The 13,974-nt window shown below is 45.1% G+C and carries 12 protein-coding genes and 1 tRNA gene; 10 read left to right on the top strand and 3 right to left on the bottom strand.

The features are described from left to right. Window positions 1-89: 89 nt before the first annotated feature. The 5 genes from DN53_RS15320 to DN53_RS15300 all read left to right on the top strand — a co-directional run bounded on the left by DN53_RS15320 (window position 90) and on the right by DN53_RS15300 (window position 5,034). Window positions 90-171: transfer RNA gene (locus tag DN53_RS15320), tRNA-Leu, on the top strand. A 116-nt stretch (window positions 172-287) separates the two neighbouring features. Beyond that, window positions 288-704, top strand: a complete 417-nt coding sequence (locus DN53_RS15315) for a Fur family transcriptional regulator (RefSeq protein WP_129655655.1) — start codon at window positions 288-290, stop codon at window positions 702-704. Between the two features lie 44 nt (window positions 705-748). Continuing rightward, on the top strand, window positions 749-2,716 hold the full coding sequence (locus DN53_RS15310) for a heavy metal translocating P-type ATPase (RefSeq protein ID WP_129655797.1): 1,968 nt from the start codon (window positions 749-751) through the stop codon (window positions 2,714-2,716). A gap of 408 nt (window positions 2,717-3,124) precedes the next feature. Further along, the gene (locus DN53_RS15305; protein ID WP_129655653.1) at window positions 3,125-3,517 is read left to right on the top strand and encodes a response regulator; all 393 of its coding nucleotides are present in this window, start codon (window positions 3,125-3,127) and stop codon (window positions 3,515-3,517) included. 65 nt (window positions 3,518-3,582) lie between these two features. Continuing rightward, entirely contained in the window at window positions 3,583-5,034 is a 1,452-nt protein-coding gene (locus tag DN53_RS15300) for a sensor histidine kinase (RefSeq protein WP_129655651.1), read from the top strand. A 2-nt stretch (window positions 5,035-5,036) separates the two neighbouring features. Here DN53_RS15300 and DN53_RS15295 read toward each other — a convergent pair whose 3' ends face one another. From DN53_RS15295 to DN53_RS15285, 3 genes are all read right to left on the bottom strand, one after another. Then, window positions 5,037-5,987: a threonine ammonia-lyase gene (locus tag DN53_RS15295; protein ID WP_129655649.1), complete on the bottom strand. Its 951-nt coding sequence runs from the start codon at window positions 5,985-5,987 to the stop codon at window positions 5,037-5,039. A gap of 52 nt (window positions 5,988-6,039) precedes the next feature. Next, window positions 6,040-6,945: a universal stress protein gene (locus tag DN53_RS15290; RefSeq protein ID WP_129655647.1), complete on the bottom strand. Its 906-nt coding sequence runs from the start codon at window positions 6,943-6,945 to the stop codon at window positions 6,040-6,042. An 80-nt stretch (window positions 6,946-7,025) separates the two neighbouring features. After that, window positions 7,026-7,661, bottom strand: a complete 636-nt coding sequence (locus tag DN53_RS15285) for a Crp/Fnr family transcriptional regulator (RefSeq protein ID WP_242502167.1) — start codon at window positions 7,659-7,661, stop codon at window positions 7,026-7,028. A 180-nt stretch (window positions 7,662-7,841) separates the two neighbouring features. Between DN53_RS15285 and DN53_RS15280 the strand changes: the two genes are divergently transcribed. The 5 genes from DN53_RS15280 (at window position 7,842) to DN53_RS15260 (ending at window position 13,939) form a co-directional block, all read left to right on the top strand. After that, window positions 7,842-10,214: a heavy metal translocating P-type ATPase gene (locus DN53_RS15280; protein ID WP_129655643.1), complete on the top strand. Its 2,373-nt coding sequence runs from the start codon at window positions 7,842-7,844 to the stop codon at window positions 10,212-10,214. Window positions 10,215-10,286: 72 nt separating this feature from the next. Next, window positions 10,287-10,496, top strand: coding sequence for a cbb3-type cytochrome oxidase assembly protein CcoS (gene ccoS, locus DN53_RS15275; RefSeq protein WP_116217137.1), 210 nt, complete (start codon window positions 10,287-10,289; stop codon window positions 10,494-10,496). A gap of 2 nt (window positions 10,497-10,498) precedes the next feature. Beyond that, window positions 10,499-12,679: a cytochrome-c oxidase, cbb3-type subunit I gene (gene ccoN / locus DN53_RS15270; protein ID WP_129655641.1), complete on the top strand. Its 2,181-nt coding sequence runs from the start codon at window positions 10,499-10,501 to the stop codon at window positions 12,677-12,679. 122 nt (window positions 12,680-12,801) lie between these two features. After that, the gene (locus DN53_RS15265; RefSeq protein WP_129655639.1) at window positions 12,802-12,990 is read left to right on the top strand and encodes a CcoQ/FixQ family Cbb3-type cytochrome c oxidase assembly chaperone; all 189 of its coding nucleotides are present in this window, start codon (window positions 12,802-12,804) and stop codon (window positions 12,988-12,990) included. Window positions 12,991-12,994: 4 nt separating this feature from the next. Beyond that, window positions 12,995-13,939: a cbb3-type cytochrome c oxidase N-terminal domain-containing protein gene (locus tag DN53_RS15260; RefSeq protein WP_129655637.1), complete on the top strand. Its 945-nt coding sequence runs from the start codon at window positions 12,995-12,997 to the stop codon at window positions 13,937-13,939. Window positions 13,940-13,974 lie beyond the last annotated feature (35 nt).

Raw genomic sequence — 13,974 nt, 5'->3', positions numbered from 1 at the left:
AAAAAGTGCCCTAAAAGTACAAAAAACAAGTTTTTGCAGGTAGTACATTTGCAAATCGGAAAATTGAGCTATATTTGCACTCCAATTTCGCGGGTGTGGTGGAATTGGTAGACACGCTAGACTTAGGATCTAGTGCCGCAAGGCGTGGGGGTTCGACTCCCTTCACCCGCACTGAAAGCTAAGGCCTATTCGATGGAAACATTGTTTAGGTCTTTTTTTATTGCCTGAATTTCTGAACAAATCTTAAGACACTACTCTTTGAAAATGGTTAAATTTGGTTGTCTACCATGAAGGAAATAGAAAGCATACTGGAAAACAAACTTGTACGGCCCACGGCCATGCGAATGCTGGTCTATCAATACTTTATGGGGCAAGATGCGGCAGTTTCATTGACCCATGTGGAGAATGCCTTTGAAAAGGCGGACCGCACCACCTTATATCGCACCTTGAAGGTTTTTGAGGAAAAGGGTGTGGTGCACCAAATAGATGACGGTACGGGTACCAAAAAATACGCACTTTGTGAACCTGGATGCAATTGTGAATTGGAGCAGGATCTTCACCTGCACTTTCATTGCGACCGTTGTAATGAGACCGTTTGCCTAACGGAACATAAGATACCCCACATCAACCTTCCGGAAGGCTTTGTGGCCGAGGATGCCAATGTGGTGCTCAAAGGCTTGTGCGATAAATGCAGCGAACAATAAATGCACTTCCGTTGCATACCTATTTTGGGGAACTTGCACCCCATATGGTACAAAAGAAAAAAATACAGCTACGAGATTTAGGTCATCACGACCACGACCATGATCACGGGGACGGACACCATCATCATGGCGGTTCAGGCGAAGCATTCGGTTTTAGGACCTATCTGCCCGCCCTTTTCAGTTTTGTAATGCTCCTTTTGGGCATAACTGCGGATTATTTTGAAAATCTCGAATTTTTCAGGGGATGGATAAGGGTGATTTGGTATTTGGCCGCCTATATACCCGTAGGGTTTCCGGTAGTAAAACAAGGATGGAACAGTATCAAAAGAGGAAACTTCTTCACGGAGTTTTTCCTGATGTCCATAGCCACACTCGGGGCATTTGCCATTGGAGAATATCCAGAAGGTGTCGCCGTCATGGTGTTCTATGCTGTTGGGGAATTGTTCCAAGAGTCGGCGGTAAAGCGGGCCAAGGGAAATATAAAGGCCTTGTTGGATGTCCGCCCCAATGAAGCTTTGGTGTTTCGCGACGGTAATTTTGTTGCGGTAAATCCGGAAACGGTAAAGATTGGGGAACGTATTCAGGTGCGTGTTGGGGAGAAAGTTCCCTTGGATGGGGTCTTGCTCTCCCCCAAGGCATCTTTGAATACCGCGGCCATAACCGGTGAGAGCAAACCCCAGACGCTTCAAAAGGATGAGGTTGTATATGCCGGAAGCATTAATTTGGATGGTGTAATGGAAGTTCAGGCAACCAAAGTGTTCAAGGATAGTTCCATAGCCCGGATTTTGGAAATGGTGCAACATGCCACGGCCCGAAAATCAAAAACAGAACTTTTCATCAGAAAGTTTGCTCGGATCTACACCCCCATTGTGGTTTTTCTTGCCATTGGACTCACTTTTTTACCCTATTTGTTTGTTGAGGACTATGTATTTGGGGATTGGCTGTATCGCGCTTTGATATTTCTGGTGGTATCCTGTCCCTGTGCGTTGGTCATATCCATCCCTTTGGGATATTTTGGAGGATTGGGAGCCGCTTCCCGGAACGGTATTCTCTTTAAAGGGGCTTCTTTTTTGGATGCGGTGGCCAAAGTAAATACCGTGGTGATGGATAAAACCGGAACCGTGACCAAAGGTGTGTTCAAAATAAAAGAGGTGGTGAGCCATGCTCCAATGGAGGAAAATGATTTTATGAAATACCTCATGGCCATTGAGGGGCAGTCCACCCACCCCATTGCCAAAGCCATCATGGAGTATAAGGTTGAAGGTGAAATGTATACTGCCTCCGAGGTTACTGAAATAGCGGGAAAGGGCTTGAAGGGGCTTGTAAATGGAAAATCCGTATGGGTGGGGAACAGGGCTTTGATGGTTGCCAACCAAGTTAAAATGCCCATGGAAATGGAAGCAACGGAAGAGTCCGTTGTTTTGGTGGCCATTCAGGGGAGTTTTGCCGGATATGTCACCATTGCCGATGAGCTTAAGGAGGATGCCGATGAGGCCATTCAACAACTGCGGAAGGCAGGTATCTCAAAGATTGGGATGCTTTCCGGGGATAAGGATTCCATCACCCAAAAACTGTCTAAGCAACTCCAGTTGGACTGGGCCATGGGAGGACTGCTTCCCGAAGACAAACTCAAAGAGGTTGAACGGATAAGGAAGAACCCTGATACCAAGGTGATTTTCGTAGGTGATGGTATCAACGATGCTCCCGTGCTCGCTGCAAGTGATGTGGGTATGGCCATGGGAGGTCTGGGCAGTGACGTGGCCATTGAAACTGCTGATGTGGTCATCCAGACCGATCACCCCAGTAAAATAGCCAAGGCCATTAGAATTGGACGCTCCACTCGAAAAATTGTTTGGCAGAACATTGCATTGGCATTTGGCGTGAAGGCGTTGGTCCTCATTTTGGGTGCGGGTGGACTCGCCACCATGTGGGAAGCCGTTTTTGCCGATGTGGGCGTGGCTTTATTGGCCATTCTAAATGCAATTAGACTGCAACGTATGGAATGGAATTGATGTTCTTCAGGTCATTGATTCCCTTCGGATGAAACAGATGAAAAGTTCCATTAAAAAATAAAGGAGAAGGTCTTTTTGGGTATTGATGTTGCAAAAATTTGAAGAAAAAATTCTTACAGGAATTACGTTTGGTGTCATGGCATATCCATATGGTTTTGTATCTTTAGGTTGATACGATTTTTACCTTAGTTATTGGATGTGAGGAGGTAAAGGGTTTAAAAAGAAAAAGGAAAGGGGACGTTTTCTTATGAAAATTGATATTTGTCAATTTCGTATCATTGTTTTTCTTACATCATATCGACAATAATTCCCTTCAAAAAATGTTCTCATAGTCGTGAGCTATCGTTTTTTTACGATATTTAACATGAATTACCAAAAAACCAAACTAACTGTTATTACTACCAAATCATGTACAAGGAAATTTATTTGGTCGATGATGAAGACCTAGTGAACACCGTGAATACAATCCATTTTAGAAAACTGGGATTGGAAGATAGGATCAAAAGTTTTACCAATCCAGAATTGGCTCTCGATGATCTTCGGTACAGGGAAAACCCAAATATCAAAACATTGATTCTCCTCGATATTAATATGCCAGAAATGAGCGGCTTTGAGTTTTTGGAATTTATGGACCTGGAAAGCTTTCCTGATTCCAATGAGGTGCTCTTGGTCACCTCTTCCGAGTCCGATGCCGATCGTGAAGAAGCCGATAAGTACAAAAAGTACGTAAAGGAATTTATTACCAAGCCCTTGCGCATTGAGCACTTGGAGGAGTATCTACAGGGTTCGTTCAATGCCTGAACGGTACGTTAAAGTATGACCCCGGAATGCCAATGACACAGTTCCCTCTGTGAAAATACGCAGCATTGAAAGAAAAGCAGGTTAGGATCAATAATGAGAAAGAGGCCTTAAAAGCAAAGAATGATGCTATTTGGGCCATGGATAGGGATTTCCTATTGACGGCCTATAACAAAGCGTTCAAGGAAAGATTCAAAAAGGAATTTCAGGAAGATCCCCAAGTAGGTCTCAACCTAAGGTCCTATTACAAAAAGAGCATTTTTTTTAAGACCTGCGAGCAAGGCTGTGAGAGGGCTTTGGACAGATATGCCACCTCGTCCAGACAATCTGTAGGGGTAAATGAAGATGCGGAGGTCATTGAATTTTTCTTTCAACCTTATATGGATACTTCCGGGGAAGTTACCGGATGTTGTATATGGCAAAAATGCCTGTCCCATGAGGTCGAGAACATTCTCAGACTAAAGGAAAGTGAACGAAAGTATAAAGAGACCCAGGCTATTGGTAATGTAGGGCATTGGAGTTGGGACATAACCAAAGATGAGATTACCTGGTCGGATCAAATATTTAGAATATATGGTCAAGTGCCCGGAAAGTTTGAAGCTACTTATGGTGCATTGATGGAATTGATCCACCCGGAAGATCGTGAGGCCTTCAATGAGGATGTTCAACGATGTATTAAAGAAAAGTTACCGCACGACTCTACCAATAGAATCATTGTGGGCGATGGGGAAATCAGGTATGTGCAGCACAAGGGACGTGCCTTTTATGATACTAATGGCAATCCTACTGGAATGGCAGGGATTACCCGTGATGTGACCAAAGACATGTTGGCCAGCCAGCAAATAGTGCAGCAGAACCATGAACTGCAAAATTTTATAAGGATCATTTCCCATAATCTCCGCGGGCCCATATCCAACCTATTGATGCTGTCCAAAATATACGATTGGGGCAAGGATGAAATGAACGATGATATTGTCCGGAAAATAGAGCAGACCACCGAGGCTTTGGATCAGACCATAAAGGACCTTAGTCTTTCGCTTTCTTTGAAGAATGCTGAAAAGGAACAGTTCCGGGAAATTGCATTGACGGATGTTATGAAAGACGTGGATGCGCTTTTGGCGGAAGAGGTAACCGATTCCAATGCAGTCATACGCACGGATTTTTCCAAAGCGGAAACCATTTTGGGGCTAAAAGCATATTTGGTCAATATTGTATACAACCTAATTTTGAATGCCATCCACTATGGTAAGGAAGAGGTTCTCCCAGTGATTGAAATCAATACAGAGGAAACAGATGATGCCATTATCCTTCAGGTTTCGGACAACGGTATTGGCATGGAACTCACACCGGAACGGGAAAAAAAGATTTTTGACCTTTATGGCAGGTTGAGCGGCACCACTGAAGGGAAGGGTTTGGGATTGTATTTGGTAAAAACCCAAGTAGAGGCCATGGAGGGGAGAATTGAAGTAAAGAGTGAGAAGGATGTGGGGACCACCTTTGCCATCCACTTTAAAAAATAAACCTAGGAATCCAAACTGGAAAAAGGCAGGCGGTTTACATCCACATTGCCACCAGAAATAATAATTCCGATTTTTTTATCTTCCAATAGTTCTTTTTCCTTGAGTGTGGCGGCAAAGGCCACGGCACTTGAGGGCTCACAGACAATTTTAAGCCGCTCCCAAAGTATCTGCATGGCAGTAACGATTTCATCTTCGGTTACCCTTGTGATGTGGTCCACATAACGTTGGATGATAGGAAAATTTCTATCTCCCAGATGTGTCCTCAATCCATCCGCTACGGTATTGGCGGTAATATTGGTTTCAATAACCCCACTTTTAAGCGAACGATAGGCATCATCTGCTTCCAAGGGTTCCCCGCCAATCACCTTACAGGAATTTCCAAAATAATGTACGGCCAAAGCCGTTCCGGCAATCAGTCCGCCACCGCCAACAGGGGAAAATACATAGTCCAGATCCGAATGCTTTTCCAAGAGTTCCATACAGGCAGTTCCCTGTCCCAAGATTACGGCATCGTCATTGGAGGGGTGAATAAAGGTTGCTCCTTGTTCTTCTTCTATTTTTTTGGCTTCCTTTTCCCGGGCTTCCAATGTGGATTCACACTCAATTACGATACCACCATACCCTTTAACGGCATTTTTCTTGACCTGGGGAGCGTTCTTTGGCATCACAATAAAGGCTTTTACCCCTAAACTTTGTGCTGCCAAGGACAGGGCTTGGGCAAAATTACCCGATGAATGCGTCACCACACCCTTTTGCTGCAGTGCTTTGGGGAGTTGCATAATGGCATTGGCGGCCCCACGCATCTTAAAGGCTCCCATCCGTTGGAAATTTTCACACTTGAAGAAAACGGATGCCCCTACCATTTGGTCAATAAGTCGGGAGGTGAGCACAGGCGTATTATGGATAAAAGGTTTTATCCGTTCATGGCACTCCTGAAGTTGCTTTTGGTCCATACGATTGCTTTAGCGGGGAACCGAATGGTAAATATAGGCAGGCGAGGGCAATTTAGGAAGAGGGTACCGAGTGCTCTTTGGCTCTGGTCCTTTGGGAACTACCTTCCATGCCCAATTCAGGGATGACCAACAAGGGGATTTGGGTATGGAAAGCCGTCCTTTTTACAATAGGTTCCCGGGTCATTTTTTCCATATAGCTGTGTTGGTAGTTGAGCATGGCCAACAAATGGATGTCCAACTCCTTGGAGAAGATTTCCAAGGTCTGCGAAACAGAATTGAGCTCGGATACCGTGTGTACATAATGTTCCACATCTTTTAGATAACGGCGGAGCATGTTCAGGTTGAATTGCTGTAACTCGGACAAAGCCTTGATGCCGTATTGCACATGCACGATCCGTATAGTGGCTTGGAACATTTTTGCCATATCTACCAAAGGTGCCAGTTCCGAGGTAGTATAAAACCGATTGAAATCCGTGGCAAATGCAATCTCAGTGGGCGCCACAAACCCAAAATTTCTGGGAATGGCCAATATGGGACATTTTTTAACGCTCTTGATAATGCGTACCGTATTACTTCCCATAAACACTTCATCTACCCCAGAAGCTCCCTTAGTGCCTGTAATCACCAAATTGATACTGAACGCATCTACGATCTCTTTTATCTCTTCAGTTAAAAGATTGAAGGAGGAAATGGTCTCGAACTGATGATTGGGATTATTGAATTTCTTTTGGATGCGCTCCACGGTTTTTTTCAGCCCCCTTTCAGATGAATCCCTCAAGGCATCCTCAATTCGTACCCCATCCACCATTTTCGCCATAAAGCGACTGCTGGGAATCACGGGGGTGTAGGTGTTCAAAAAATAAAAAGTGCACGGTCTGTTGCGGAACAGCTGCATGGCATACACTATGGCGTTCCATGCGTTTTCTGAAAAATCCGTAGGTATGAGAATCTTTTGCATCTGGGCAGCGATTAATGTGAGGTAAAATTATATTCGCGGCCTCGGTGATACTATGATAATTGTCAGGTTTTAAGAGGAGCTTAAAATCCTTCGACCATATCCTGGAGTTTTTTTTCGTCCTTGATACCAATTTTCTTTCCAGACGTATGGATGAGTCCTTTTTTCTTGAATTCGGAAATAATACGGATAGCGGATTCGGTGGCCGTTCCCACCACGTTGGAAATATCCTCACGGGAAAGGGTCAGGGCCAAGAACCCATCTTTGTCCTCACCAAAATTGTTCTTCAAGTAGAGGATGGCTTCTGCAATCCGTTGCTTTACCGTTTTTTGGGAGATGTTTACGATCACATCATCAGCCTCTTTAAGATCATGGGCCATGTGTCGGAGCACTTCCAAGGTGAAATTTGGATTTTTTTGAAGCGTATGGGTAATGGTCTCTTTCGGAATAAAGCAAACCTCCATGTCACTGACCGCAACGGCCGACAGATTTGTGATTTCTTCCGCTATCACGGAACGTTGTCCCATGACCTCGCCTTTTGAGGCCAACTTTACGATCTGGTCTTTGCCATTGGCGCTGAGTTTGGAGAGTTTGGAAACCCCGTTACGGACACAATAGACCCCATTGAGCTTATCGCCCTCCTCAAAGAGGGACTCGCCTTTTTTCAGGATTTTGGTGGTTTTGGAATCGGAAACTTGTTTCAATTCTTCCTTGCTCATCGCGCGCAACGAATTGAATTGTCGTATAATACAATTTTCACATCTACTTTCCATAACCCAATTACTGTTTATTTACCTGACATCTCAAATTTAGGGCTTATAATTATACCAACTACTGATAAATGTCATATTTTTAAGAGGAAGAGTATTACAAATTTGCACTAGGTAAAGCAAATGTAAATGGCAAACACAACCTGTTATCATTGTGGGGATGAATGCGGAAAAAATGGGGTGCAGTTTGACGAAAAGGAGTTTTGTTGTAACGGTTGTAAGACCGTCTATGAAATATTTTCGTCCAATGGCCTGTCCACATTCTATGAGATAGAAGCCAAGGCTGGGACTACACCCAACGAGTTGCGCGGTAAATACAATTTTCTGGACAATCAGGAGATTGTGGACAAGTTGGTGGAATTCAATGAAGAGGGAGTTCAAGTGGTCAGTTTGATGATTCCTTCCATTCACTGTAGTTCCTGCATATGGGTGCTGGAAAACTTGAACCGGTTGCATCCCGCGATTACAGTATCGCAGGTCGACTTTCCCAAGAAAACCATCCGGGTTACCTACAAAACAGGAGACTTTTCCTTAAAAGCCTTAGTGATGTTATTGGGTAGTATTGGGTACGAGCCCAATATATCCTTGGAGACTCTGGAGGGTAAAAAGAATACGGTGGACAGGTCACTCATCTACAAATTGGGGGTTGCCGGATTTGCCTTTGGCAACGTAATGCTACTTTCCTTTCCCGAATATTTTGAAGTGGAGGAGTTTTGGTTGGATCAGTACAAAGGGGTGTTCCGTTGGTTGATGTTCACCTTCTCCCTGCCCGTGGTATTTTATGCGGCGCAGGATTATTTTGTTTCCGCCTATAAAGGTCTTCGCTCCAAACTGCTGAACATAGATGTGCCCATTGCCTTGGGAATCTTGGTGCTTTTTCTTCGAAGTACCATGGATGTGGCCTTGGATTTGGGTTCTGGCTTCTTTGATAGTCTTACGGGCCTGGTGTTCTTCTTGCTGCTTGGGAAATTCTTTCAGCAAAAGACCTATGCCTACCTATCTTTTGAACGCGATTACAAATCCTACTTTCCCATTGCCGTGACCCGATTGGGTGCCGATGGAAAGGAAGAGGACATCCAGATATACAAAATAAAGAAGGGCGACCGGATTCTGATTCGCAGTCAGGAAATCATTCCTGTGGATTGTATTTTGATCAAAGGAACCGCCGAAGTGGACTATAGTTTTGTAACGGGGGAATCCCAAGCGGTTTTCAAGGAATCCGGGGAAAAACTTTTCGCTGGGGGCAAACAACTATCTGGAGTTTTGGAAGTGGAGGTGCTCAAGTCCGTATCGCAAAGCTACCTGACCCAGTTGTGGGGAAACTCGGTTTTCTCAAAGGACAAGGCCAGTCAGTTCCAGACCCTCACGGACCGTATTGGCAAGCGTTTTACCATTGCCGTGCTCACCATCGCATTTTTGGCAACGGCATTTTGGTTGTACCATGATGCCAGCATGGCACTCAATGTGTTTACGGCGGTGTTGATCATAGCCTGTCCCTGTGCCATTGCGTTGGCCGCTCCCTTTACGTTGGGGAATATGCTTCGCATTTTTGGAAAACACAGATTCTACTTGAAGAACACCAATGTTATTGAGCGATTGGCCCAAATAGACATGGCCATTTTTGACAAGACGGGGACGTTGACCACCACGAAACGCGAAACGATCTTGTATGAAGGGGTGGAATTGACAACGGAAGAGACTGCCCTGTTGAAGACCACACTTAGGGCTTCGAACCATCCGTTGAGCCGTTCTTTGTACGATATTCTCAAGTCCAATGCCATCATGACCCTGGATGAATTCCAGGAGCATACCGGGAAGGGTATTGAAGGAAGGGCCAATCAGCATTCCATAAAAGTGGGGTCGGCGACCTATGTGGGAAAGGAAGCCTCTGCAGAATTGGCGAATACGGCGGTCTATGTGAGTTCGGATGAGGATGTGAAAGGTCGATTTGTGTTCAAGAACACCTATCGGGATGGCGTAAAGGAAATCTTTGCGGAGTTGACCCCTCAATGGGAAGTGGGAATCCTTTCTGGGGACAATGACGGTGAACGGGAACAATTGGAAAAGATACTGCCACCGCAAGCGCAAATGCTGTTCAATCAGAAGCCTGAGGATAAACTGGAATACATTGGTAAAATGCAGAAATCCCATCAGGTACTCATGGTTGGGGACGGATTGAATGATGCTGGGGCATTGGCCCAGAGCAATGTTGGGGTGGCCGTATCGGAGAATGTAAACGTGTTCTCTCCCGCTTGTGATGGCATTATGGATGCCTCAAGTTTGGGCAAGCTGCCCATTTTTATGGAACTGTCCAAAAAATCCATACAGGTCATCAAATTGAGTTTTATGCTCTCTTTGTGCTACAATATTGTAGGACTGTATTTTGCCGTAACAGGTCAATTACAGCCTGTGATAGCTGCCATTTTGATGCCGTTGAGCTCCATCAGCATAGTGGCTTTTACAACCGTTTGCACCAATATTTTGGGCAAAAGATTAAAATAAAACGAAAGCTGACATATGTCATTTTTTGCGCAGCATCGCCATAGTAGTTTTACGCCTAAATTAGGATAAGGTATGAGTGTTATTTATGTTTTATTGGCCATCAGCATCTCGGTTGCTGTTTGCTTTTTTGCCGCCTTTGTGTTTTCGGTGAAGAAAGGACAGTATGACGATGTGTATACCCCTTCGGTACGGATGCTTTTTGATGATGAGCTTCGCAAGGACACGGACAATCCCGATCAGAATAAAAAACAAATCAAACAAACAGAAAGTACAAACCAATAAATATGGAAATTCAACAGTTTCGCTACGATAACAAAATCGTGCAAAAGTTCTTGTACGCCACCATGCTTTGGGGCGTTGTAGGTATGGCCGTGGGGCTTTTATTGGCCTTCATGTTTTTATTTCCCAATGTCACGGATGGCATTTCGTGGTTGAGCTTTGGGCGCTTACGTCCGTTGCACACCAATGCGGTCATCTTTGCCTTTGTGGGAAATGCCATTTTTGCTGGAGTCTATTATTCCACCCAGCGTTTGTTAAAGGCCAGGATGTTCAGTGATGCCCTGAGCAACATCAATTTCTGGGGCTGGCAGCTGATCATTGTGGCGGCGGCCATTACGCTGCCGTTGGGGTATACCACCTCCAAGGAGTATGCTGAGCTCGAATGGCCCATTGACTTGGCCATTGCCGTGGTTTGGGTGGTTTTTGGTTGGAACCTGATAGGGACCATCCTAAAACGTAGACAACGACACTTGTATGTGGCCATCTGGTTCTACTTGGCCACCTTCGTAACGGTTGCGGTATTGCATATTTTCAACAGTTTGGAACTGCCTGTATCAGCATTGAAGAGTTACTCCGTATATGCCGGGGTGCAAGATGCCTTGGTACAGTGGTGGTACGGACATAACGCGGTGGCCTTTTTCTTGACCACGCCCTTCTTGGGATTGATGTACTACTTTGTGCCCAAAGCGGCCAATAGACCCATCTATTCCTATCGGTTGTCCATAGTACACTTCTGGTCGTTGATATTCATTTACATCTGGGCTGGGCCTCACCACTTGCTGTATTCTGCATTGCCCGATTGGGCCCAGAACCTTGGTGTGGTCTTTTCCGTAATGTTGATAGCACCCTCTTGGGGAGGTATGATCAACGGACTGTTGACCTTAAGAGGTGTTTGGGATAAGGTTCGAAGTGATGCCACCCTAAAATTTATGGTAGTGGCCATTACAGGATACGGTATGGCAACCTTTGAAGGTCCCATGCTTTCCCTGAAAAATGTAAACGCCATTGCCCACTTCAGCGACTGGATCATTGCCCACGTACACGTTGGGGCGTTGGCTTGGAACGGGTTCTTGACCTTTGGAATGATCTATTGGTTGGTTCCCAGAATGTTCAAGACCACCTTATACTCCAAAGGATTGGCCAACTTCCACTTTTGGATAGGTACCTTGGGTATTGTACTCTATACGCTACCTATGTATGTGGCCGGATTTACCCAAGCCTTGATGTGGAAAGATTTCAATCCGGATGGGACCTTGGTATACGGTAACTTCTTGGAGACCGTTACCCAGATCATTCCCATGTATTGGATGAGGGCCATTGGAGGAAGCTTGTACATTTTGGGTATGTTCGTGTTGCTGTACAATGTGGTACAGACCATCAGGTCCGGCAGCAAGGTAGAAGACGAATTGGCCGAAGCACCTGCTTTGGAGCGTGTGTCCAAAAAACGAGTGGCTGGGGAGACCTTCCACAACTGGTTGGAAAGAAAGCCTGTGCAATTGACCATCTTGGCCACCATTGCCATTTTGATCGGGGGTATCGTACAGATTGTGCCTACCATTTTGGTGAAATCGAACATCCCCACCATTACCAGTGTAAAACCATATACACCTTTGGAGTTGGAGGGACGTGACCTCTATATCCGGGAAGGTTGTGTGGGTTGTCACTCCCAAATGGTAAGACCGTTCAGGAGTGAGGTGGAACGTTATGGTGAATATGCCAAGGCCGGGGAATTTGTATACGACCACCCTTTCCTTTGGGGAAGTAAACGTACAGGGCCCGATTTGTTGAGGGTTGGTGGAAAGTATTCGGACAACTGGCACTTGAACCATATGTACGATCCGCAGAGTACTTCCGCAGGGTCCATTATGCCCGCCTACCAGTGGTTGGTAAAGAACGAACACGATCGTAGTGGGGTCCAATCCAAAATGGAGGCCATGGTCAAATTGGGAGTGCCCTATACAGATGAGGATATTGCCAATGCACCACAATCCATGGCAGAACAAGCAGAGCAGATAGAGAAAAATTTGTATGCCGACCCTGAGTTTGTAAAGACTTATGAGGCCGATAAGAAATATGCCCAGGAAAATGGTGAGGACTTTGTGGAGATGAGAGATCGTGAGATCGTGTCACTCATAGCCTACCTACAACGTTTGGGTACGGACATCAAGATTAAAGAAACTGAATAACTGTTATCAGAAAATAAAGAGTAAAAAAGAAATCATGAATCAAGAGTCAAGAAGCAAGACCAAAATTAAAATGACTTTAAAGTTTTACGTCTTGATTCTTGTATCTATAATCTAACATAACCATGTTGAAATTTGTAAAGAACCATATGGAAACTATCGAAGGGGTGGCCAACTACCCCATGATTTCCCTTATGATCTTCTTCGTGTTTTTTGTACTTCTCTTTTGGTGGGTGTTTACCGCTTCGAAAGAGCATGTGAAGGAGATGGGAGAATTGCCATTGGACCATAACGATCAACACAACAAACTATAATATTATGAGCACAAGAACACCCTGGTGGATACGCGTACCCGTACTCTTCTTTCTAATCTTCGGATTGATGGAGTACTTTATAGACTCTGGTGATAAACCGGCCATCATTGAATATCCCATTACGCAGTTTTTCCTGCTTTTGGTATTGATGATTCTTATTGCCATTGAACTTATACTGAGTTCCATTGAGAACATCATGTTCCAGACCCTTAGTGAAGAAGGTAAGGAAAAATACCTCGCCAGCAAGAGCAAGAAATTGGAATGGAAATGGGCCAAAGACCTGTATCAACGTTTAACCAGGACCAAATCCATGGAGCGCGAAGGGGAAATCATCATGGACCACAACTATGATGGTATCCGGGAGTTGGACAATGTATTGCCGCCTTGGTGGGTATATCTGTTCTACGGCACCATTATTTTTGGAGTTATCTATCTGGTGCGGTTCCATGTGGTTGGGGAATACACCCAAGCCGAGGAGTATGACCAAGAAGTGGCGGCTGCCAAAATTGAGATAGAAGAATATAAGAAGAATGCCAAGGATTTGGTGGATGCCAGTACAGTGGAATTGTTGACGGATGCATCCGATCTGGGAGCCGGGGAAAAGATTTTTACCACCAATTGTGTGGCCTGTCACATGGCCGATGGTGGTGGGGGAATTGGCCCCAACCTTACCGATGATCATTGGATTTTGGGTGGGGGCATCAAAAATGTGTTCAATACCATTTCAGAAGGAGGACGTGATGGTAAGGGAATGGTGGCTTGGAAGCAAAGCTTTAAGCCCGCAGAGATAGCCCAGGTGGCCAGTTATGTGATAAGCTTGGGAGGAACCACTCCCGCCAATCCAAAAGCACCCGAAGGTGATGTTTGGGTAGATCCGGATGCCCCGGAACCTGCACAGACCCAACCTGCGGAGCAAGCTTTGGATTCCACCAGTGTGGAAATGGAGTAAGAACAGGGTCTAGAAAACAATAGGTTTTCACCAAA

Source organism: Flagellimonas olearia (genome assembly GCF_004150225.1).
In the GTDB taxonomy this organism is placed as follows: Bacteria; Bacteroidota; Bacteroidia; order Flavobacteriales; family Flavobacteriaceae; genus Flagellimonas; species Flagellimonas olearia.
This window is presented reverse-complemented; position numbering and strand designations above follow the sequence as displayed.